This is a genomic window from Pseudomonas sp. NUPR-001, assembly GCF_052147955.1.
GTDB lineage: Bacteria > Pseudomonadota > Gammaproteobacteria > Pseudomonadales > Pseudomonadaceae > Aquipseudomonas.
The window spans coordinates 507,501-530,803 of sequence record NZ_CP197353.1; the positions used below are offsets into that span (position 1 = coordinate 507,501).

16 protein-coding genes, 4 tRNA genes and 2 rRNA genes (1 of these 22 only partly in view) are annotated in these 23,303 nt (G+C 55.8%); all 22 read left to right on the forward strand.

The annotated features are described in order from the left end of the window. Positions 1-2,310 (forward strand): 23S ribosomal RNA (locus ACP6KB_RS02270) (it extends 581 nt beyond the left edge of the window). A 129-nt stretch (positions 2,311-2,439) separates the two neighbouring features. Further along, positions 2,440-2,555, forward strand: a 5S ribosomal RNA gene (gene rrf, locus ACP6KB_RS02275). 226 nt (positions 2,556-2,781) lie between these two features. After that, entirely contained in the window at positions 2,782-3,741 is a 960-nt protein-coding gene (gene birA / locus ACP6KB_RS02280; protein ID WP_442114243.1) for a bifunctional biotin--[acetyl-CoA-carboxylase] ligase/biotin operon repressor BirA, read from the forward strand. After that, positions 3,731-4,477: a pantothenate kinase gene (locus tag ACP6KB_RS02285; protein ID WP_442114244.1), complete on the forward strand. Its 747-nt coding sequence runs from the start codon at positions 3,731-3,733 to the stop codon at positions 4,475-4,477. Before birA ends, ACP6KB_RS02285 begins: the two co-directional genes overlap by 11 nt. 7 nt (positions 4,478-4,484) lie before the next feature. Beyond that, positions 4,485-4,913, forward strand: a complete 429-nt coding sequence (locus tag ACP6KB_RS02290) for a hypothetical protein (RefSeq protein ID WP_442111840.1) — start codon at positions 4,485-4,487, stop codon at positions 4,911-4,913. A gap of 143 nt (positions 4,914-5,056) precedes the next feature. After that, a tRNA-Tyr gene (locus ACP6KB_RS02295) sits at positions 5,057-5,141 on the forward strand. Between the two features lie 23 nt (positions 5,142-5,164). Further along, positions 5,165-5,238 (forward strand) — tRNA-Gly (locus ACP6KB_RS02300). A gap of 26 nt (positions 5,239-5,264) precedes the next feature. Continuing rightward, positions 5,265-5,340: transfer RNA gene (locus tag ACP6KB_RS02305), tRNA-Thr, on the forward strand. An 85-nt stretch (positions 5,341-5,425) separates the two neighbouring features. Beyond that, entirely contained in the window at positions 5,426-6,619 is a 1,194-nt protein-coding gene (tuf, locus tag ACP6KB_RS02310) for an elongation factor Tu (protein ID WP_442111841.1), read from the forward strand. A gap of 53 nt (positions 6,620-6,672) precedes the next feature. Beyond that, positions 6,673-6,748: transfer RNA gene (locus ACP6KB_RS02315), tRNA-Trp, on the forward strand. Positions 6,749-6,793: 45 nt separating this feature from the next. Beyond that, positions 6,794-7,162 carry a preprotein translocase subunit SecE gene (gene secE, locus ACP6KB_RS02320; protein ID WP_442111843.1) on the forward strand — a complete coding sequence of 123 codons (369 nt, stop codon included), beginning with the start codon at positions 6,794-6,796 and terminating at the stop codon, positions 7,160-7,162. Between the two features lie 9 nt (positions 7,163-7,171). Continuing rightward, a complete protein-coding gene (gene nusG / locus ACP6KB_RS02325) occupies positions 7,172-7,705 on the forward strand; it encodes a transcription termination/antitermination protein NusG (protein WP_010220294.1) in 534 nt (177 codons plus the stop codon). A 119-nt stretch (positions 7,706-7,824) separates the two neighbouring features. Further along, a complete protein-coding gene (gene rplK / locus ACP6KB_RS02330; RefSeq protein WP_442111845.1) occupies positions 7,825-8,256 on the forward strand; it encodes a 50S ribosomal protein L11 in 432 nt (143 codons plus the stop codon). Next, positions 8,256-8,951, forward strand: a complete 696-nt coding sequence (rplA, locus tag ACP6KB_RS02335) for a 50S ribosomal protein L1 (protein ID WP_442111847.1) — start codon at positions 8,256-8,258, stop codon at positions 8,949-8,951. Before rplK ends, rplA begins: the two co-directional genes overlap by 1 nt. 199 nt (positions 8,952-9,150) lie before the next feature. Beyond that, the gene (gene rplJ, locus ACP6KB_RS02340; protein ID WP_442111849.1) at positions 9,151-9,651 is read left to right on the forward strand and encodes a 50S ribosomal protein L10; all 501 of its coding nucleotides are present in this window, start codon (positions 9,151-9,153) and stop codon (positions 9,649-9,651) included. 78 nt (positions 9,652-9,729) lie between these two features. Continuing rightward, on the forward strand, positions 9,730-10,095 hold the full coding sequence (gene rplL / locus ACP6KB_RS02345; RefSeq protein ID WP_442111851.1) for a 50S ribosomal protein L7/L12: 366 nt from the start codon (positions 9,730-9,732) through the stop codon (positions 10,093-10,095). 218 nt (positions 10,096-10,313) lie between these two features. Then, entirely contained in the window at positions 10,314-14,387 is a 4,074-nt protein-coding gene (gene rpoB, locus ACP6KB_RS02350) for a DNA-directed RNA polymerase subunit beta (RefSeq protein WP_442111853.1), read from the forward strand. Positions 14,388-14,451: 64 nt separating this feature from the next. After that, complete coding sequence (gene rpoC, locus ACP6KB_RS02355; RefSeq protein ID WP_442111855.1) at positions 14,452-18,651, forward strand: DNA-directed RNA polymerase subunit beta'; 4,200 nt, start codon at positions 14,452-14,454, stop codon at positions 18,649-18,651. A 210-nt stretch (positions 18,652-18,861) separates the two neighbouring features. Further along, positions 18,862-19,233: a 30S ribosomal protein S12 gene (gene rpsL, locus ACP6KB_RS02360; protein WP_003186084.1), complete on the forward strand. Its 372-nt coding sequence runs from the start codon at positions 18,862-18,864 to the stop codon at positions 19,231-19,233. Between the two features lie 121 nt (positions 19,234-19,354). Then, positions 19,355-19,825 (forward strand): 30S ribosomal protein S7, encoded by a 471-nt coding sequence (gene rpsG / locus ACP6KB_RS02365; RefSeq protein WP_008089143.1) that lies wholly within the window; start codon positions 19,355-19,357, stop codon positions 19,823-19,825. 30 nt (positions 19,826-19,855) lie between these two features. Then, complete coding sequence (gene fusA / locus ACP6KB_RS02370) at positions 19,856-22,003, forward strand: elongation factor G (protein WP_442111858.1); 2,148 nt, start codon at positions 19,856-19,858, stop codon at positions 22,001-22,003. A gap of 30 nt (positions 22,004-22,033) precedes the next feature. Then, positions 22,034-23,227 carry an elongation factor Tu gene (tuf, locus tag ACP6KB_RS02375; RefSeq protein ID WP_442111841.1) on the forward strand — a complete coding sequence of 398 codons (1,194 nt, stop codon included), beginning with the start codon at positions 22,034-22,036 and terminating at the stop codon, positions 23,225-23,227. Positions 23,228-23,303 lie beyond the last annotated feature (76 nt).

A 23,303-nucleotide genomic window follows, 5' to 3' on the forward strand; every position in this document is an offset into this window, starting at 1 on the left:
TATTCAGTGGCGAGCTTAACCGAATAGGGGAGGCGTAGCGAAAGCGAGTCTTAATAGGGCGTTTAGTCGCTGGGTATAGACCCGAAACCGGGCGATCTATCCATGGGCAGGTTGAAGGTTAGGTAACACTGACTGGAGGACCGAACCGACTACCGTTGAAAAGTTAGCGGATGACCTGTGGATCGGAGTGAAAGGCTAATCAAGCTCGGAGATAGCTGGTTCTCCTCGAAAGCTATTTAGGTAGCGCCTCATGTATCACTGTAGGGGGTAGAGCACTGTTTCGGCTAGGGGGTCATCCCGACTTACCAAACCGATGCAAACTCCGAATACCTACAAGTGCCGAGCATGGGAGACACACGGCGGGTGCTAACGTCCGTCGTGAAAAGGGAAACAACCCAGACCGTCAGCTAAGGTCCCAAAGTCATGGTTAAGTGGGAAACGATGTGGGAAGGCTTAGACAGCTAGGAGGTTGGCTTAGAAGCAGCCACCCTTTAAAGAAAGCGTAATAGCTCACTAGTCGAGTCGGCCTGCGCGGAAGATGTAACGGGGCTCAAACCATGCACCGAAGCTACGGGTGTCACTTAGGTGACGCGGTAGAGGAGCGTTCTGTAAGCCTGTGAAGGTGAGTTGAGAAGCTTGCTGGAGGTATCAGAAGTGCGAATGCTGACATGAGTAACGACAATGGGAGTGAAAAACTCCCACGCCGAAAGACCAAGGTTTCCTGCGCAACGTTAATCGACGCAGGGTTAGTCGGTCCCTAAGGCGAGGCTGAAAAGCGTAGTCGATGGAAAACAGGTTAATATTCCTGTACTTCTAGTTATTGCGATGGAGGGACGGAGAAGGCTAGGCCAGCTTGGCGTTGGTTGTCCAAGTTTAAGGTGGTAGGCTGAGATCTTAGGTAAATCCGGGATCTTAAGGCCGAGAGCTGATGACGAGTTGCCTTTAGGCGACGAAGTGGTTGATGCCATGCTTCCAAGAAAAGCTTCTAAGCTTCAGATAACTAGGAACCGTACCCCAAACCGACACAGGTGGTTGGGTAGAGAATACCAAGGCGCTTGAGAGAACTCGGGTGAAGGAACTAGGCAAAATGGCACCGTAACTTCGGGAGAAGGTGCGCCGGTGAGGGTGAAGGACTTGCTCCGTAAGCCCATGCCGGTCGAAGATACCAGGCCGCTGCGACTGTTTATTAAAAACACAGCACTCTGCAAACACGAAAGTGGACGTATAGGGTGTGACGCCTGCCCGGTGCCGGAAGGTTAATTGATGGGGTTAGCTAACGCGAAGCTCTTGATCGAAGCCCCGGTAAACGGCGGCCGTAACTATAACGGTCCTAAGGTAGCGAAATTCCTTGTCGGGTAAGTTCCGACCTGCACGAATGGCGTAACGATGGCGGCGCTGTCTCCACCCGAGACTCAGTGAAATTGAAATCGCTGTGAAGATGCAGTGTATCCGCGGCTAGACGGAAAGACCCCGTGAACCTTTACTATAGCTTTGCACTGGACTTTGAATTTGCTTGTGTAGGATAGGTGGGAGGCTTTGAAGCGTGGACGCCAGTTCGCGTGGAGCCATCCTTGAAATACCACCCTGGCAACTTTGAGGTTCTAACTCAGGTCCGTTATCCGGATCGAGGACAGTGTATGGTGGGTAGTTTGACTGGGGCGGTCTCCTCCTAAAGAGTAACGGAGGAGTACGAAGGTGCGCTCAGACCGGTCGGAAATCGGTCGTAGAGTATAAAGGCAAAAGCGCGCTTGACTGCGAGACAGACACGTCGAGCAGGTACGAAAGTAGGTCTTAGTGATCCGGTGGTTCTGTATGGAAGGGCCATCGCTCAACGGATAAAAGGTACTCCGGGGATAACAGGCTGATACCGCCCAAGAGTTCATATCGACGGCGGTGTTTGGCACCTCGATGTCGGCTCATCACATCCTGGGGCTGAAGCCGGTCCCAAGGGTATGGCTGTTCGCCATTTAAAGTGGTACGCGAGCTGGGTTTAGAACGTCGTGAGACAGTTCGGTCCCTATCTGCCGTGGACGTTTGAGATTTGAGAGGGGCTGCTCCTAGTACGAGAGGACCGGAGTGGACGAACCTCTGGTGTTCCGGTTGTCACGCCAGTGGCATTGCCGGGTAGCTATGTTCGGGAGAGATAACCGCTGAAAGCATCTAAGCGGGAAACTTGCCTCAAGATGAGATCTCACTGGAGCCTTGAGCTCCCTGAAGGGCCGTCGAAGACTACGACGTTGATAGGTTGGGTGTGTAAGCGCTGTGAGGCGTTGAGCTAACCAATACTAATTGCCCGTGAGGCTTGACCATATAACACCCAAGCAATCTGCAGCGCAGATTGTGGTGGTGAAGACGAAAGTCACCGAAAGTTTGCAAAACCACAGAGTCACATACCCAATTCGCTGGAGTGTCTAACAAGACCTTCTGGCAACAGAATTTCTTGACGACCATAGAGCATTGGAACCACCTGATCCCATCCCGAACTCAGCAGTGAAACGATGCATCGCCGATGGTAGTGTGGGGTTTCCCCATGTGAGAGTAGGTCATCGTCAAGATTAAATTCCGAAACCCCTATCTGCGCATGCAGGTAGGGGTTTTGTCTTTCCGCCGACCAAAATCTGCTGGGATGGGCTTCTTCTTGTGGGAGCGGGCTTGCCCCGCGATCTCAATCTGCCTGACACACCGCATCGCGGCTCCAGCCAGGCCGCCGAGCCTACTGTTTTCTATGCAATCCCCGCCTGCATGGCTATCATGCCAGCCTCATTACGATTCGAGATTGGCATGCTGAAGTTGTTGAAGCTCCTCGCGGATGGTCGGTTCCATTCCGGGCAGGACCTGGGGGTCGCCCTTGGCGTCAGTCGTAGTGCTGTCTGGAAGCAGTTGCAGCACCTCGAGGCCGAGCTGAATCTACCTATTCATAAGGTCCGTGGTCGTGGCTATCAGTTGGCGAAGCCGCTGGCCTTGCTGGAGGAGTCGGCAATCGTCGAGCACTCGCAAGGTGAGTGTTGGCCAGCACTTATCTTTGACAGCATCGATTCGACCAACGCCCAGGCCTTGCGCGCAATTGCTGAAGGCCAGGTTGCCCCCTTCCTGGTGCTGGCCGAGCGCCAGACTGCAGGTCGCGGACGCCGTGGGCGGCAGTGGGCCAGTCCTTTTGCTGAAAACCTCTACTACAGTCTGGTGCTGCGTATCGATGGCGGTATGCGCCAGCTCGAAGGGTTGAGTCTGGTTGTGGGGCTTGCGGTCTTGCGTACGTTGCAATCATTTGCAGTCGCTGAAGCCGGCTTGAAGTGGCCGAACGACATCTTGGTCAACAACCATAAGATTGCTGGCATCCTCCTGGAGCTCGTCGGTGATCCAGCAGATGTTTGTCATGTTGTGCTGGGGATCGGCATTAACGTGAATATGTTGGCTACCGAGGAGGTCGATCAGCAGTGGACTTCTGTATGCCGTGAGACGGGTGCCGCAATCGATCGCAACCTATTGGTCGCCAGGCTCAATGACAGCTTGCAGGTTTACCTGGAGAAGCATCGGCAATCCGGTTTCGGCGGGTTACAGCAAGAATGGGAGCAGGCACATGTTTGGCAGGGTAGGCCGGTGTCCTTGATTGCTGGCGTCAATAAGATCGATGGTGTGGTATTGGGTATCGACGGGCAGGGTGCATTACGTCTTGCGGTCGATGGAGTAGAGAAGAGCTTCAGTGGTGGTGAGCTCAGTTTGAGGTTGCGTGATGATTCTTGAGCTCGATTGCGGTAACAGCTTTATAAAGTGGCGTGTTATCCGCAGCGCTGATGCGTCTATCGTTGCGGGTGGGGTAGTGGCCTCTGATCAGGCCCTATTGGCAGAAATCAGCGCTCTTCCTGAGGCCCCTCGACGTGGCCGCCTCGTCAGTGTTCGCAGTGAGGAGGAGACAAGCAGTCTTTCGGCGCTATTGTTCGAGCGCTTTGGGCTGCAGATATTGGTTGCCCAGCCAGCCAAAGAGGTTGGCGGTGTGCGCAACGGATATGAGGACTACCAGCGTCTTGGTCTGGATCGCTGGCTGGCAGTGCTGGGGGCATATCGCCTGGCGGCCGGTGCGTGTCTGGTCATGGACTTTGGCACGGCGGCCAAGGCTGATTTTGTCGCTGCTGATGGCGAGCACCTGGGGGGCTTCATCTGCCCGGGGATGCCATTGATGCGCAGTCAGTTGCGCACTCACACCCGACGGATTCGCTACGACGATGCGTCCGCTGAGCGAGCGTTGTCGAGTATGGCGCCCGGACGCTCAACGGTTGAAGCGGTTGAGCGGGGTTGTGTGCATATGCTGCAGGGTTTTGTGCGCTCTCAGTTGGAGCACGCGCAGGCTTTGTGGGGCAATGACTTCACCGTATTGCTGACGGGGGGCGATGCGCCTCTGGTGCAAGAGGCTGCGCCGCAGGCTCGGGTGGTGCCTGACCTGGTGTTTGTTGGTCTGGCAATGGCTTGTCCCCTGGACTGAGGTGATTATGCGCTGGTTGTTTCTGTTGTTGGTGGTGCTCAATGGCGTCTATTACGTCTGGCATCAGCAGGAGGCGCCCTTGAAGGTTAAAGAGGTAGCGCCGCTATCGCTGTATAAGGGCAGTCAGCAGGATATTCATCTGCTCAGCGAGTCGCAGCAGGGTAAACCGTCTTCCAAGCGGGGGGCGGAGTGCCTCTATATAGGTGGCTTGGACACCCAGGAGCAGCTCAATGCCTTGCGTCAGCGACTCCTTACTCTGGATGTGGTCGCGCGGCAGGTGTCTGGTCGGCTGGGTGATGCGACGGGTTTGTGGCTGCAAATTTCACCTCGGAGCCAGCGTTTGCTGGACCAAACCCTGCTTTCCAGTCTTTCCAACGATTTCAAAGACTTAAAACATAAAATAATGTTGTGCGAGGGTGTTGCAACCGTCGAATAGTTTGCATAGAATGGCGCCCGCTCCACAGGGAACACCACTAGATGGATATCTGTGAAGCGCTGTCAAATTAGCTAACCTCAAGATTTTAATGAGAAAAAGCTTGACAGAAGGACGGCAAGAGTTGAAAATGCCGCCCACGTTCAGGAGGGGTTCCCGAGCGGCCAAAGGGATCAGACTGTAAATCTGACGTCTACGACTTCGAAGGTTCGAATCCTTCCCCCTCCACCAGTTTAGCGAGAGCAGCTAGCTCCGCGGGTATAGTTTAGTGGTAGAACCTCAGCCTTCCAAGCTGATGATGCGGGTTCGATTCCCGCTACCCGCTCCAAGTTTGCTGTTGTTGCACAGTGTTACGCTCTTGTAGCTCAGTTGGTAGAGCACACCCTTGGTAAGGGTGAGGTCAGCGGTTCAAATCCGCTCAAGAGCTCCATATAACAAGGCAGATATGAAAATATCTGCCTTTGTTTTAATGGCTGTACCAACCTGCTTATTTCTTCTTGTTGAGGACTGTCTCGATGGCTAAGGAAAAGTTTGATCGTAGTCTGCCGCACGTTAACGTCGGCACCATTGGTCACGTTGACCATGGCAAGACCACGCTGACCGCAGCGCTTACTCGCGTCTGCTCCGAAGTTTTCGGTTCGGCTGTTGTTGAATTCGACAAGATCGACAGCGCTCCAGAAGAGAAGGCTCGCGGCATTACCATTAATACCGCGCACGTTGAGTACAACTCGAATATTCGTCACTACGCTCACGTTGACTGCCCAGGTCACGCTGACTACGTGAAGAACATGATCACCGGTGCTGCCCAGATGGACGGCGCGATCCTGGTTTGCTCGGCCGCCGATGGTCCGATGCCGCAAACCCGTGAGCACATCCTGCTGTCCCGTCAGGTTGGCGTTCCGTACATCGTGGTCTTCCTGAACAAGGCTGACCTGGTAGACGACGCTGAGCTGCTGGAACTGGTCGAGATGGAAGTTCGCGACCTGCTGTCCACCTACGACTTCCCAGGCGACGACACCCCGATCATCATCGGTTCGGCTCGTATGGCGCTGGAAGGCAAAGACGACAACGAAATGGGCACCACCGCTGTCAAGCGTCTGGTTGAAACTCTGGACAGCTACATCCCAGAGCCAGAGCGTGCTATCGACAAGCCGTTCCTGATGCCAATCGAAGACGTATTCTCGATCTCGGGTCGTGGTACCGTTGTTACCGGTCGTATCGAGCGTGGTATCGTCCGCGTTCAAGACGCTCTGGAAATCGTTGGTCTGCGTGACACCTCCACCACCACCTGCACCGGTGTTGAGATGTTCCGTAAGCTGCTGGACGAAGGCCGTGCTGGCGAGAACTGCGGCGTTCTGCTGCGTGGCACCAAGCGTGACGACGTTGAGCGTGGTCAGGTTCTGGTCAAGCCAGGTTCGGTTAAGCCGCACACCAAGTTCACCGCAGAAGTTTACGTTCTGAGCAAGGAAGAAGGCGGCCGTCACACTCCGTTCTTCAAAGGCTACCGTCCACAGTTCTACTTCCGTACTACTGACGTGACTGGTAACTGCGAGCTGCCAGAAGGCGTTGAAATGGTAATGCCAGGTGACAACATCCAGATGACTGTCACTCTGATCAAAACCATCGCAATGGAAGATGGTCTGCGTTTCGCTATCCGTGAAGGCGGTCGTACCGTCGGCGCTGGCGTCGTAGCAAAGATTATCGAATAAGTAGTTGATTTCTCTCGATCAGGTCGGCATAATGGCCGGCCTGATAAGCTTTTAGGTCAGTAGCTCAATTGGCAGAGCGACGGTCTCCAAAACCGTAGGTTGGGGGTTCGATTCCCTCCTGACCTGCCAGATTCACCTCGTGTGTCTGGCTTTCTTTTCACAGGATCTTCCTAGATGACTCCCAAGGCTGAAGCCCAAGACTCTCGTTTTGATCTGCTCAAGTGGCTGGCTGTTGTCGCTTTGGTAGTTGTTGGTGTTGTAGGTAATCTTTATTACTCTGCTTCGCCGATTCTGTATCGCGTACTCGCTCTGCTTGTTCTTGCTGCGGCTGCTGGCTTTATCGCCTTGCAGACCGTCAAGGGTAAGTCGTTCTTTACGCTGGTGAAGGAAGCTCGCACCGAGATTCGTAAAGTCGTATGGCCAACCCGCCAAGAAACCACGCAAACCACGCTCATCGTAGTGGCGGTTGTTCTGGTGATGGCGCTGCTGCTGTGGGGTCTTGACTCCCTGCTGGGTTGGTTGATTTCCTTGATTGTTGGCTAAGGGTGTCCCGTGGCTAAGCGTTGGTACGTTGTGCATGCTTACTCGGGTTACGAGAAGCATGTAATGCGCTCGCTGATCGAGCGCGTAAAGCTGGCTGGCATGGAAGACGGTTTCGGCGAAATTCTGGTCCCGACTGAAGAAGTCGTTGAGATGCGCAATGGCCAGAAGCGCAAGAGCGAGCGTAAGTTCTTCCCAGGTTACGTGCTGGTTCAGATGGACATGAACGAAGGTACTTGGCACTTGGTCAAAGATACCCCTCGTGTCATGGGCTTCATTGGTGGTACCGCAGACAAGCCTGCGCCGATCACCGACAAAGAAGCTGAGGCTATCTTGCGTCGTGTTGCTGATGGCAGCGACAAGCCTAAGCCGAAGACCTTGTTCGAGCCGGGCGAAGTGGTCCGCGTAATTGACGGTCCGTTTGCCGATTTCAACGGTACTGTTGAAGAAGTTAACTACGAAAAGAGCCGGATCCAAGTGGCCGTGCTTATTTTCGGACGCTCTACCCCGGTAGAGCTCGAGTTCAGCCAGGTCGAAAAGGTCTAGCAGAACAACGCATCCCATACCCCGCAGCCCTATGTGCTGCGGGGTTTTGTCGTCACTGGGATAAAACGCAAGTAATCCGGGGAGCCTTCAGGCGTTCGTACCCGATATTGGAGTAGCTCATGGCTAAGAAGATTCAGGCTTACATCAAGCTGCAAGTAAAGGCCGGCCAGGCCAACCCAAGCCCACCCGTTGGTCCAGCACTGGGTCAACACGGTGTGAACATCATGGAATTCTGCAAGGCCTTCAACGCCCGTACTCAGGGTCAAGAAGCCGGCCTGCCGACTCCTGTGATCATCACTGTTTACAGTGACCGCAGCTTCACCTTCGAAACCAAAAGCACCCCTGCTTCGGTTCTGCTGAAGAAAGCAGCTGGCCTGACCAGCGGTTCTGCACGTCCGAACACCGTTAAAGTCGGTACTGTGACCCGTGCTCAGCTGGAAGAGATCGCAAAAACCAAAAGTGCTGATCTGACTGCCGCTGACCTGGATGCAGCCGTGCGTACTATCGCCGGTTCTGCTCGCAGCATGGGCCTCAACGTGGAGGGTGTGTAATGGCTAAGCTGACCAAGCGCCAAAAGGCCATTGCTTCGAAGCTCGAAGCTGGCAAAGTCTACAACTTCGAAGAAGCAGCAAACCTGCTGGCCGAACTGTCCACCGTGAAGTTCAGCGAATCCTTCGACGTTGCCGTCAACCTCGGCGTTGACCCACGTAAATCCGACCAAGTCGTTCGTAGCGCTACTGTGCTGCCACACGGCACTGGCAAGACTGTACGTGTAGCTGTCTTCACCCAGGGTCCAGCTGCTGAGGCCGCTCTGGCTGCCGGCGCTGACCGTGTAGGTATGGACGATCTGGCTGCCGAAATGAAAGGCGGCGACCTGAACTATGACGTCGTTATTGCTTCCCCGGACGCAATGCGTGTTGTAGGTCAGCTGGGTCAGGTTCTGGGTCCACGCGGCCTGATGCCTAACCCGAAAGTCGGCACCGTAACTCCAGACGTAGCCACCGCGGTTAAAAACGCCAAGGCTGGTCAGGTTCGCTACCGTACCGACAAAAACGGCATCATCCACACCTCCGTTGGCAAAGTCGGCTTTGAAGCTGGCAAGCTGAAGGAAAACGTTGAAGCCCTGATCGCTGATCTGAAGCGTATCAAGCCAGCTTCCTCGAAAGGTATCTACGTCAAGCGCGTTACCCTGAGCACCACCATGGGTCCAGGCCTGGTCATCGACCAGGGCTCGCTGAGCGCGTAAGACAAAACCGGCGCGAGCGATCGCGCCAGTTTGAAAAAATTGGGGTCCCTGCCTGGCGGGGGCTATCCAAGACCGTAGGCGGCGCAAGCCTTAAACCTTAAGCCTACGCAGATGGTGCTCCCGATTCCTTACCGAATCAGACACCAAAACGACATCCGGCTTCGGCCAGATGAAACGGTAACAAGCAGGAGTTTTACCCGTGGCAATTAGACTCGAAGACAAGAAGGCCATCGTCGCTGAAGTCAACGAGGCTGCCAAAGTCGCTCTGTCCGCTGTTGTGGCTGATGCCCGTGGCGTGACTGTAGGCGCAATGACCGGACTCCGTAAAGAGGCTCGTGAAGCTGGCGTATACGTACGTGTCGTACGTAACACCCTGCTCAAGCGCGCTGTTGCTGACACTGAATTCAGTGTCCTCAACGACGCCTTCACTGGCCCGACCCTGATCGCTTTCTCCAACGAGCACCCGGGCGCTGCTGCCCGTCTGTTCAAAGAGTTCGCCAAGGGTCAGAGCAAGTTCGAGATCAAGGCAGCTGCGTTTGACGGCAAGTTCATTGCCGCTAACGAAATCGACGTGTTGGCTACCCTGCCAACTCGCGACGAGGCTATCGCGAAGCTGATGAGCGTCATCCAGGGCGCTACCAGCAAGCTGGCTCGTACTCTGGCAGCTATTCGCGACCAGAAAGAAGCTACTGCTGCCTAAGGCACAGAAAGCGCTTTCTAAATCACATGTTTAATTTGATGGCTGCATAAGCTGTCACCCCAATACAGGATTCAAGTCATGTCTCTGACTAACGAACAAATCATCGAAGCAATCGGCCAGAAAACCGTTCTGGAAGTTGTTGAGCTGATCAAAGCGATGGAAGAAACCTTCGGTGTTACCGCTGCTGTTGCCGCTGCTGGCCCAGCTGCTGCCGCTGCCGTTGTTGAAGAGCAAACCGAGTTCAACGTTGTTCTGGCCGCTGCTGGCGAGAAGAAAGTCAACGTGATCAAGGCTGTTCGTGAAATCACCGGTCTGGGCCTGAAAGAAGCCAAAGAGAAAGTTGACGGCGCTCCTGCTGTCATCGCTGAAGGCGTTTCGAAAGAAGCCGCTGAAGACGCGAAGAAGAAGCTGGAAGAAGCAGGCGCTACTGTCGAGCTGAAGTAATCTCGACTTTGCGACTCCAGCCGGAGCGTTAAGCAAACGGCTGACGGCTGGTGGCTTTTGCCACCGGCCTTTTTCCGTTATTGGTGGTCGATCAGGTCGGCCCCGATAACGAGCGGTAACCACCGAATGGGTGGCGCAAACCATGGGGTTTGCACGATTTTCTGGCTGCTCCCGTCGGGAGAAGCCAAACAAGCAGGTGACCAAGCTGGGGAACGCTGATGGCTTACTCATACACTGAGAAAAAACGTATCCGCAAGGACTTTAGCAAGTTGCCGGACGTCATGGATGTGCCTTACCTCCTGGCCATCCAGCTGGATTCGTATCGTGAATTCTTGCAAGCGGGAGCGACCAAAGATCAGTTCCGCGACGTGGGCCTGCATGCGGCCTTCAAATCGGTTTTCCCGATCATCAGCTACTCCGGCAATGCTGCCCTGGAGTACGTTGGCTATCGTCTGGGCGAACCGGCTTTTGATGTCAAAGAATGCGTCCTGCGCGGCGTGACCTACGCGGTTCCGCTGCGGGTAAAAGTGCGCCTGATCATTTTCGACAAAGAATCGTCGAACAAAGCGATCAAGGACATCAAAGAGCAAGAAGTCTACATGGGTGAAATCCCCCTGATGACTGAAAACGGTACCTTCGTTATCAACGGTACCGAGCGTGTAATCGTTTCCCAGCTGCACCGTTCGCCAGGTGTGTTCTTCGACCACGACCGTGGCAAGACGCACAGCTCGGGCAAGCTGCTGTACTCGGCACGTATCATTCCTTACCGCGGTTCCTGGCTGGACTTCGAGTTCGATCCGAAAGACTGTGTATTCGTCCGTATCGACCGTCGTCGTAAGCTGCCTGCTTCGGTACTGTTGCGTGCTTTGGGCTACAGCACTGAAGAAGTGCTGGACGCTTTCTACACCACCAACGTATTCCACATCTCCGGCGAGAAACTGAGCCTGGAGCTGGTGCCTCAGCGCCTGCGTGGTGAAGTTGCAGTCATGGACATCCATGACGAAACCGGTAAGGTGATTGTCGAGCAGGGTCGTCGTATTACCGCTCGTCACATCAACCAGCTGGAAAAAGCTGGCGTGAAGCAGCTCGACGTTCCAATGGAATACGTCCTGGGCCGTACCACTGCCAAGGCTATCGTTCACCCGGCGACTGGCGAAATCCTGGCCGAGTGCAACACCGAGCTGAACACCGAACTGCTGATCAAGATCGCCAAGGCGCAGGTTGTCCGTATCGAGACCCTGTACACCAACGATATCGATTGCGGTCCGTTCATCTCCGATACTCTGAAGATCGATTCCACCAGCAACCAACTGGAAGCGCTGGTCGAGATCTATCGCATGATGCGTCCTGGCGAGCCGCCAACCAAGGATGCTGCCGAGACCCTGTTCAACAACCTGTTCTTCAGCGCCGAGCGTTACGACCTGTCGGCCGTTGGCCGCATGAAGTTCAACCGTCGTATCGGTCGTACCGAGATCGAAGGTTCGGGCGTGCTGAGCAAGGAAGATATCGTCGAGGTCCTCAAGACCCTGGTTGATATCCGTAACGGCAAAGGCATCGTCGACGACATCGACCACTTGGGTAACCGTCGCGTCCGTTGTGTTGGCGAGATGGCCGAGAACCAGTTCCGCGTTGGCCTGGTGCGTGTTGAGCGCGCGGTCAAAGAGCGTCTGTCGATGGCCGAAAGCGAAGGCCTGATGCCTCAGGACCTGATCAACGCCAAGCCGGTAGCGGCCGCGGTGAAAGAGTTCTTCGGCTCCAGCCAGCTCTCGCAGTTCATGGACCAGAACAACCCGCTCTCGGAAATTACCCACAAGCGTCGTGTCTCCGCACTCGGCCCTGGTGGTCTGACCCGTGAGCGCGCAGGCTTTGAAGTCCGTGACGTACACCCGACCCACTACGGCCGTGTGTGCCCGATCGAGACCCCTGAAGGTCCGAACATCGGTCTGATCAACTCCCTGGCAGCCTATGCCCGCACCAACCAGTACGGCTTCCTGGAAAGCCCGTACCGCGTAGTGAAAGAGGGCGTGGTTACCGACGACATCGTGTTCCTGTCGGCGATTGAAGAAGCTGATCACGTTATCGCTCAGGCTTCGGCTGCGATGAACGAGAAGAAGCAACTGATCGACGAGCTGGTAGCCGTTCGTCACCTGAACGAATTCACCGTCAAGGCGCCGGAAGACGTCACCTTGATGGACGTATCGCCGAAGCAGGTAGTTTCGGTTGCTGCGTCGCTGATTCCGTTCCTCGAGCACGACGACGCCAACCGTGCGTTGATGGGTTCGAACATGCAGCGTCAGGCTGTACCTACTCTGCGTGCTGACAAGCCGCTGGTTGGTACCGGCATGGAGCGTAACGTTGCCCGTGACTCCGGCGTTTGCGTCGTGGCTCGTCGTGGCGGCGTGATCGACTCTGTCGACGCCAGCCGTATCGTGGTTCGCGTTGCTGATGACGAAGTTGAGACCGGTGAAGCCGGTGTCGACATCTACAACCTGACCAAATACACCCGTTCGAACCAGAACACCTGCATCAACCAGCGTCCGCTAGTGAGCAAAGGTGACGTGGTTCAGCGTAGCGACATCATGGCCGACGGTCCGTCCACCGATATGGGTGAGCTGGCACTGGGTCAGAACATGCGCATCGCGTTCATGGCGTGGAACGGCTTCAACTTCGAAGACTCCATCTGCCTGTCCGAGCGTGTGGTTCAGGAAGACCGCTTCACCACGATCCACATTCAGGAACTGACCTGTGTGGCCCGTGACACCAAGCTTGGCCCAGAGGAAATCACCGCGGACATCCCGAACGTCGGTGAAGCTGCGCTGAACAAGCTGGACGAAGCCGGTATCGTTTACGTAGGTGCTGAAGTTGGCGCTGGCGACATTCTGGTTGGCAAGGTCACGCCAAAAGGCGAAACCCAGCTGACGCCAGAAGAGAAGCTGCTGCGTGCAATCTTCGGTGAGAAGGCCAGCGACGTTAAAGACACCTCCCTGCGCGTGCCTACTGGCACCAAAGGTACTGTCATTGACGTACAGGTCTTCACCCGTGACGGCGTTGAGCGCGATAGCCGTGCGCTGTCCATCGAGAAGATGCAGCTCGACGAAATCCGCAAGGACCTGAACGAAGAGTTCCGTATCGTTGAAGGCGCAACCTTCGAGCGTCTGCGTTCTGCCCTGAACGGCCAGGTCGTCGACGGTGGTGCAGGCCTGAAGAAAGGCACTGTCATCACCGACGAAGTACTGGACGGTCTGGAGCACGGCCAGTGGTTCAAACTGCGTATGGCCGAAGATGCGCTGAACGAGCAACTCGAGAAGGCTCAGGCCTACATCGTTGATCGTCGCCGTCTGCTCGACGACAAGTTCGAAGACAAGAAGCGCAAGCTGCAGCAGGGCGATGACCTGGCACCGGGCGTACTGAAGATCGTCAAGGTCTACCTGGCAATCCGTCGTCGCATCCAGCCGGGCGACAAGATGGCCGGTCGTCACGGTAACAAAGGTGTGGTCTCTGTGATCATGCCGGTCGAAGACATGCCGCACGACGCCAACGGTACGCCAGTTGACGTGGTACTCAACCCTCTGGGTGTACCATCGCGTATGAACGTTGGTCAGATCCTCGAAACCCACCTTGGCCTGGCGGCTAAAGGTCTGGGCGAGAAGATCAACCGCATGCTAGAAGAGCAGCGCAAGGTTATTGAACTGCGTAAGTTCCTCACCGAGATCTACAACGAGATCGGTGGTCGTCAGGAAAGCCTGGAAGACTTCTCCGACCAGGAAATCCTGGATCTGGCGAAGAACCTCAAAGGCGGTGTGCCAATGGCCACTCCAGTCTTCGACGGTGCCAAGGAGCGCGAGATCAAGGCCATGCTGAAACTGGCAGACATGCCAGAAAGCGGTCAGATGCAGCTGTTCGACGGCCGTACCGGTAACAAGTTCGAGCGTCCAGTGACCGTTGGTTACATGTACATGCTCAAGCTGAACCACTTGGTGGACGACAAGATGCACGCGCGTTCCACTGGTTCTTATAGCCTGGTTACCCAGCAGCCGCTGGGTGGTAAGGCGCAGTTCGGTGGTCAGCGTTTCGGGGAGATGGAAGTGTGGGCGCTGGAAGCATACGGCGCGGCATACACCCTGCAAGAAATGCTCACAGTGAAGTCGGACGACGTGAACGGTCGGACCAAGATGTACAAAAACATCGTGGACGGCGATCACCGTATGGAGCCGGGCATGCCCGAGTCCTTCAACGTGTTGATCAAAGAGATCCGTTCGCTCGGTATCGATATCGATCTGGAAACCGAATAACACGTGACGCGAATCGGGAGTGTGGCTGAAAAGCCCACTCCCTGCTCCGCCAGGAGGAAAGGCCTTGAAAGACCTACTGAATTTGCTGAAAAACCAGGGTCAAGTCGAAGAGTTCGACGCCATCCGTATCGGATTGGCCTCGCCTGAGATGATCCGTTCGTGGTCGTTCGGTGAAGTTAAAAAGCCGGAAACCATCAACTACCGTACGTTCAAGCCTGAGCGTGACGGCCTGTTCTGCGCCAAGATCTTTGGCCCAGTCAAGGACTACGAGTGCCTGTGCGGTAAGTACAAGCGCCTGAAACACCGTGGCGTCATCTGTGAGAAGTGCGGCGTTGAAGTCGCCCTGGCCAAGGTTCGTCGTGAGCGCATGGCGCACATCGAACTGGCCTCTCCAGTTGCTCACATCTGGTTCCTGAAATCGCTGCCGTCCCGTATCGGCCTGCTGATGGACATGACCCTGCGTGATATCGAGCGCGTTCTCTACTTCGAGAGCTATGTCGTTATCGATCCGGGCATGACCACGCTGGAAAAAGGTCAACTGCTCAACGACGAGCAGTATTTCGAAGCGCTGGAAGAGTTCGGTGATGACTTCGACGCCCGCATGGGTGCCGAGGCTGTCCGCGAGCTGCTGCACGCTATCGACCTGGAGCACGAGATCGGCCGCCTGCGCGAAGAGATTCCGCAGACCAACTCGGAAACCAAGATCAAGAAGCTGTCCAAGCGTCTGAAACTGATGGAAGCCTTCCAGGGCTCGGGCAACCTGCCTGAGTGGATGGTCCTGACCGTTCTGCCGGTTCTGCCGCCAGACCTGCGTCCATTGGTTCCGCTTGATGGCGGTCGCTTCGCGACTTCTGACCTGAACGATCTGTATCGTCGGGTGATCAACCGTAACAACCGTCTGAAGCGCCTGCTCGACCTGTCCGCGCCGGACATCATCGTGCGCAACGAAAAGCGCATGCTGCAGGAAGCTGTCGATGCCTTGCTGGATAACGGCCGTCGCGGCCGTGCCATCACCGGTTCGAACAAGCGTCCTCTGAAGTCCCTGGCCGACATGATCAAGGGTAAGCAAGGTCGTTTCCGTCAGAACTTGCTCGGTAAGCGTGTTGACTACTCTGGCCGTTCGGTAATTACCGTAGGTCCGACCCTGCGTCTGCATCAGTGCGGTCTGCCGAAGAAGATGGCTCTGGAGCTGTTCAAACCGTTCATTTTCGGCAAGCTGGAAATGCGTGGTCTGGCGACCACCATCAAAGCTGCCAAGAAGATGGTCGAGCGCGAGCTGCCAGAGGTGTGGGACGTTCTCGCTGAAGTGATTCGCGAACACCCCGTACTGCTCAACCGTGCACCGACCCTTCACCGTCTGGGTATCCAGGCCTTTGAACCGGTACTGATCGAAGGTAAAGCTATTCAGCTGCACCCGCTGGTCTGTGCTGCGTACAACGCCGACTTCGACGGTGACCAAATGGCCGTTCACGTGCCGCTGACGCTGGAAGCCCAGCTCGAAGCGCGCGCGCTGATGATGTCGACCAACAACATTCTGTCGCCAGCTAACGGTGAGCCAATCATCGTTCCGTCGCAGGACGTTGTATTGGGTCTGTACTACATGACCCGTGAAGCCATCAATGCCAAGGGCGAAGGTCGCGTATTTGCTGACCTGCAGGAAGTCGACCGCGTATTCCGCGCCGGCGAAGCTGCCCTGCACGCCAAGATCAAGGTTCGTATCAACGAAACCGTTAATGATCGTGATGGCGGCAGCGTCAAGAACACCCGTATTGTCGACACCACTGTCGGCCGTGCACTGCTGTTCCAGGTTGTACCACCAGGTCTGTCGTACGACGTGGTCAACCAGCCAATGAAGAAAAAGGCGATCTCCAAACTGATCAACCAGTGCTACCGCGTGGTTGGTTTGAAAGAGACCGTGATCTTCGCTGACCAGCTGATGTACACCGGTTTTGCCTACTCGACCATCTCCGGCGTCTCCATCGGCGTTAACGACTTCGTTATCCCGGACGAGAAAGCCCGCATCATCGGTACCGCTACCGACGAAGTGAAAGAGATCGAGAGCCAGTACGCCTCCGGCCTGGTAACCCAGGGCGAGAAGTACAACAAAGTAATCGACTTGTGGTCCAAGGCGAACGACGAAGTTTCCAAGGCGATGATGGCCAACCTCTCGAAAGAGAAAGTCATCGACCGTCATGGCGACGAAGTCGAGCAAGAGTCCTTCAACTCGATGTACATGATGGCTGACTCCGGTGCCCGGGGTTCGGCAGCTCAGATTCGTCAGCTGGCCGGTATGCGTGGTCTGATGGCCAAGCCGGACGGCTCGATCATCGAGACGCCGATCACCGCGAACTTCCGTGAAGGTCTGAGCGTACTTCAGTACTTCATCTCGACTCACGGTGCTCGTAAAGGTCTGGCGGATACCGCGTTGAAAACCGCGAACTCCGGTTACCTGACCCGTCGTCTGGTAGACGTTGCCCAGGATCTGGTTGTTACCGAGATCGACTGTGGCACCGAGCAAGGCCTGCTGATGACGCCGCACATTGAAGGCGGTGATGTAGTAGAGCCGCTGGGTGAGCGTGTACTGGGTCGTGTTATCGCCCGTGACGTGTTCAAGCCAGGCACCGACGATGTCATCGTTCCGGCCGGTACCCTGGTCGACGAGAAGTGGGTTGAGTTCATCGAGCTGAACAGCATCGACGAAGTGATCGTGCGTTCGCCGATCAGCTGCGAAACTCGCTACGGCATCTGCGCCAAGTGCTACGGCCGTGACCTGGCTCGCGGTCACCAGGTGAACATCGGTGAAGCTGTCGGCGTTATCGCTGCTCAGTCGATCGGTGAGCCGGGTACTCAGCTGACCATGCGTACGTTCCACATCGGTGGTGCTGCAAGCCGTACCTCGGCTGCCGACAGCGTCCAGGTGAAGAACGGCGGTATGGTGCGTCTGCACAACCTGAAGCAGGTTGAGCGTGCTGACGGTAACCTGGTTGCCGTATCGCGTTCCGGTGAGTTGGCGATTGCCGACGAATTCGGTCGTGAGCGTGAGCGCTACAAGCTGCCTTACGGTGCGGTAATTTCGGTGAAGGAAGGCGACAAGGTCGACGCTGGCGCAATCGTCGCCAAGTGGGACCCGCACACCCACCCGATCGTTACCGAAATGAAAGGTACCGTGACCTTCGTGGGCATGGAAGAAGGCATCACCATCAAGCGTCAGACTGACGAATTGACTGGTTTGACCAACATTGAAGTTCTGGACGTCAAAGACCGTCCGGCTGCAGGTAAGGAAATCCGTCCTGCAATCAAGATGGTCGACGCCAATGGCAAAGACTTGCTGCTGCCAGGTACCGACGTACCGGCTCAGTACTTCCTGCCGGCGAACGCTCTGGTTGGTGTGGCTGACGGTGCTCAGATCGGCGTTGGTGACGTTATTGCGCGTATTCCGCAAGAAACGTCGAAAACCCGTGACATCACCGGTGGTCTGCCGCGCGTTGCTGACCTGTTCGAAGCGCGCCGTCCGAAAGAAGCGTCGATTCTGGCTGAAGTCAGCGGCACCATCGCCTTCGGTAAAGAGACCAAGGGCAAGCGCCGTCTGGTCATTACCCCGAACGATGGTAGCGATCCGTACGAAGAGCTGATTCCGAAGTGGCGTCACCTGAACGTCTTCGAAGGCGAACAAGTGAACCGCGGCGAAGTTATCTCCGACGGTCCTAGCGATCCGCACGACATCCTGCGTCTGCTGGGTGTGAGCGCGCTGGCCAAGTACATCGTCAACGAGATTCAGGACGTTTACCGTCTGCAAGGCGTGAAGATCAACGATAAGCACATCGAGACCATCCTGCGTCAGATGCTGCGTAAAGTTGAGATCACCGAGTCGGGTGACTCCAGCTTCATCAAGGGCGACCAGATGGAACTGACCCAGGTACTGGTAGAGAACGAGCGTCTGGCGACTGAAGATAAGTTCATCTCCAAGTTCTCGCGCGTACTGCTGGGTATCACCAAGGCCTCGCTGTCCACCGAGTCGTTCATCTCGGCGGCCTCCTTCCAGGAGACCACCCGTGTTCTGACCGAAGCGGCGGTAACTGGCAAGCGCGACTACCTGCGCGGCCTGAAAGAAAACGTGGTCGTGGGTCGTCTGATCCCGGCCGGTACCGGTCTGGCCTACCACAGCGAGCGTAAGCGTCGCCGTGATGCCGACAAACCGCTGCGCGTAAGTGCCAGTGAGGTGGAAGCCGCACTGACCGAAGCGCTGAATTCCAGCGGTAACTGAAAGTAGGACAGGGCCCTGGCTGACCCGATCTGGTCATTGGCAACATAAATTGTTGCCGATGACTGGAGGGGGGAGGCTGGGGCCTTGTCTTGACTGGGCGCAAGATCCTCTTTAGACTCTTGTACCCCTAAATTTGGTGGGACTTCGTCCTGCCAATTTTTGCTTTTCTTGCAAGACAATAGCGTCGCAAGACAACAGTGGAGCTAGTAGATGGCAACTATCAACCAGCTGGTACGTCAGCCGCGTAAGCGTATCGTCGAGAAATCCGACGTTCCTGCGCTGCAGAACTGCCCGCAACGTCGTGGCGTGTGCACCCGTGTGTACACCACTACGCCGAAAAAACCTAACTCGGCACTGCGTAAAGTATGCCGTGTGCGTCTGACCAACGGTTTCGAGGTTTCCTCGTACATCGGTGGTGAAGGCCACAACCTGCAAGAGCACAGCGTCGTACTGATCCGTGGCGGCCGTGTAAAAGACTTGCCAGGTGTTCGTTACCACACCGTTCGCGGTTCCCTGGATACTTCCGGTGTTAAAGGTCGTAACCAAGGCCGTTCGAAGTACGGTACCAAGCGTCCGAAGTAATCGGTCGTTTGTAGCAGTTTGCAGCAATTCATTTTATTGAGTCGATAAGAGTAAGGTCGGGCACGCACCCCTTGGGGGCACCTGTCCCGGGCTAACCTGAAGACCGTTTGAGGGCTTATCAATGCCAAGACGTCGTGTAGCAGCCAAGCGTGAGATTCTGGACGATCCAAAATACGGAAGCCAGATCCTCGCCAAGTTCATGAACCACGTAATGGAAAGCGGCAAGAAAGCCGTTGCCGAGCGTATCGTTTACGGTGCACTGGACAAGGTTAAAGAACGCAAGAACAGCGATCCCCTGGAAATCTTCGAGAAAGCTCTCGACGCCATCGCTCCGCTGGTCGAAGTTAAGTCGCGCCGTGTTGGCGGTGCTACCTACCAGGTTCCTGTAGAAGTTCGTCCATCCCGTCGTAACGCCCTGGCAATGCGCTGGTTGGTAGACTACGCCCGTAAGCGTGGCGAGAAGTCTATGGCTCTGCGCCTGGCTGGCGAGCTGCTGGATGCCGCTGAAGGCAAAGGTGCTGCAGTCAAGAAGCGTGAAGACGTGCACCGTATGGCTGAAGCCAACAAAGCGTTCTCGCACTACCGCTTCTAATTCAGGCATCACTATTTTTGCGAGGGCTCTATGGCTCGTACCACACCAATTAACCGCTACCGTAACATTGGTATTTGCGCGCACGTTGACGCGGGCAAAACTACCACTACCGAGCGGATCCTGTTCTACACAGGTCTGAGCCACAAAATGGGCGAGGTGCACGACGGCGCCGCGACCACCGACTGGATGGTGCAGGAGCAGGAGCGGGGTATTACCATTACCTCCGCTGCTGTAACCACTTTCTGGGAAGGTTCCCGTGGCCAGTACGGCAAATACCGCGTAAACGTCATCGATACCCCAGGCCACGTTGACTTCACTATTGAAGTAGAGCGTTCGCTGCGTGTACTCGACGGCGCGGTCGTTGTGTTCTGCGGTACTTCCGGCGTTGAGCCGCAGTCCGAAACCGTATGGCGTCAGGCTAACAAGTACGGCGTTCCACGTGTTGTTTACGTGAACAAGATGGACCGTGCTGGTGCCAACTTCCTGCGCGTTGTAGGTCAGATCAAAAACCGTCTGGGTCACACCCCGGTTCCGGTTCAGCTGGCTATCGGCTCGGAAGACAACTTCCAGGGTCAGGTCGACCTGATCAAGATGAAGGCGATCTACTGGAACGAAGACGACAAGGGCACCACTTATCGTGAGGAAGAGATTCCTGCCGATATGCTGGACCTGGCTGAAGAGTGGCGCGCCAACATGGTCGAAGCCGCTGCAGAAGCCACCGAAGAGCTGATGAACAAGTACCTTGAAGAAGGTGAGCTGACCGTCGAAGAAATCAAAGCCGGTCTGCGCGCGCGCACCCTGGCCAGCGAGATCGTTCCGGCTGTCTGCGGTTCTTCCTTCAAGAACAAGGGCGTTCCTCTGGTTCTCGATGCTGTCATCGACTTCCTGCCTGCTCCTACCGAGATTCCTGCGATCAAGGGTATCCACCCTGACCTGATCGAGATTCCGAAGGATGAGCTGAAGCCTGAGCAGTATGACGAGCGTCATGCTGACGACGCTGAGCCGTTCTCGGCTCTGGCGTTCAAGATTGCCACCGACCCGTTCGTTGGTACTCTGACTTTCGTCCGCGTTTACTCGGGTATGCTGCAGTCTGGCGACTCCGTGATCAACTCGGTCAAGGGCAAGAAAGAGCGCGTTGGTCGTATGGTGCAGATGCACGCCAACCAGCGTGAAGAGATCAAAGAAGTACTGGCAGGCGATATCGCTGCTCTGATCGGCATGAAGGACGTCACCACTGGTGACACCCTGTGCAACGCCGACAAGCCGATCATCCTTGAGCGTATGGACTTCCCAGAGCCTGTGATCTCGGTAGCTGTTGAGCCGAAGACCAAGCAGGACCAGGAAAAAATGGGTATCGCACTGGGCAAGCTGGCTCAGGAAGACCCATCGTTCCGCGTCAAGACCGACGAAGAAACCGGCCAGACCATCATCTCCGGTATGGGTGAGCTTCACCTGGACATCCTCGTTGACCGTATGAAGCGCGAGTTCAACGTCGAAGCCAACATCGGTAAGCCACAGGTTTCCTACCGTGAGCAGATCACCAAGGACAATGTCGAGATCGAAGGTAAATTCGTTCGTCAGTCCGGTGGTCGTGGTCAGTTCGGTCACTGCTGGATTCGCTTCTCGCAGCCAACAGTGGACGCGCAAGGCAACATCACCGAAGGTCTGGAATTCCACAACGAAGTTGTAGGCGGTGTGGTTCCTAAGGAATACATCCCGGCGATCCAGAAGGGTATCGAAGAGCAGATGAAGAACGGCATCGTTGCCGGCTATCCGCTGATCGGCCTGAAGGCAACCGTGTTTGATGGTTCCTACCACGACGTCGACTCCAACGAGATGGCGTTCAAGGTGGCGGCCTCCATGGCGACCAAGCAGCTGGCCCAGAAGGGTGGCGGTAAAGTGCTTGAGCCGATCATGAAGGTAGAAGTTGTGACCCCTGAGGACTACATGGGTGACGTGATGGGTGACCTGAACCGTCGTCGTGGTCTGATCCAGGGTATGGAAGATTCGGTGTCCGGCAAGGTTGTCCGTGCTGAAGTTCCGCTCGGAGAGATGTTCGGTTATGCGACCGACGTTCGTTCCATGTCTCAGGGTCGCGCGAGCTACTCCATGGAATTCTCCAAATACGCCGAAGCTCCGTCGAATATCGTCGAAGCACTCGTTAAAAAACAAGGCTAATCCAGCCCTTTAGGCAAGAGGTTCACTGTCGTGGCTAAAGAAAAATTTGATCGTTCCCTTCCGCACGTCAACGTTGGCACCATCGGTCACGTTGACCACGGTAAAACCACTCTGACCGCAGCTCTGACTCGCGTCTGCTCCGAAGTTTTCGGTTCGGCCGTTGTTGAGTTCGACAAAATCGACTCGGCTCCAGAAGAAAAAGCTCGTGGTATCACCATCAACACCGCGCACGTCGAGTACAACTCGAACATTCGTCACTACGCTCACGTTGACTGCCCAGGTCACGCTGACTACGTGAAGAACATGATCACCGGTGCTGCCCAGATGGACGGCGCGATCCTGGTTTGCTCGGCCGCCGATGGTCCGATGCCGCAAACCCGTGAGCACATCCTGCTGTCCCGTCAGGTTGGCGTTCCGTACATCGTGGTCTTCCTGAACAAGGCTGACCTGGTAGACGACGCTGAGCTGCTGGAACTGGTCGAGATGGAAGTTCGCGACCTGCTGTCCACCTACGACTTCCCAGGCGACGACACCCCGATCATCATCGGTTCGGCTCGTATGGCGCTGGAAGGCAAAGACGACAACGAAATGGGCACCACCGCTGTCAAGCGTCTGGTTGAAACTCTGGACAGCTACATCCCAGAGCCAGAGCGTGCTATCGACAAGCCGTTCCTGATGCCAATCGAAGACGTATTCTCGATCTCGGGTCGTGGTACCGTTGTTACCGGTCGTATCGAGCGTGGTATCGTCCGCGTTCAAGACGCTCTGGAAATCGTTGGTCTGCGTGACACCTCCACCACCACCTGCACCGGTGTTGAGATGTTCCGTAAGCTGCTGGACGAAGGCCGTGCTGGCGAGAACTGCGGCGTTCTGCTGCGTGGCACCAAGCGTGACGACGTTGAGCGTGGTCAGGTTCTGGTCAAGCCAGGTTCGGTTAAGCCGCACACCAAGTTCACCGCAGAAGTTTACGTTCTGAGCAAGGAAGAAGGCGGCCGTCACACTCCGTTCTTCAAAGGCTACCGTCCACAGTTCTACTTCCGTACTACTGACGTGACTGGTAACTGCGAGCTGCCAGAAGGCGTTGAAATGGTAATGCCAGGTGACAACATCCAGATGACTGTCACTCTGATCAAAACCATCGCAATGGAAGATGGTCTGCGTTTCGCTATCCGTGAAGGCGGTCGTACCGTCGGCGCTGGCGTCGTAGCCAAAATCATCGAGTAATACTCGATAGGTTGAAAAAGCCCCCGCTCAGCGGGGGCTTTTTTTATTGGGTTGACACCCAATAGGGGCGTCTATA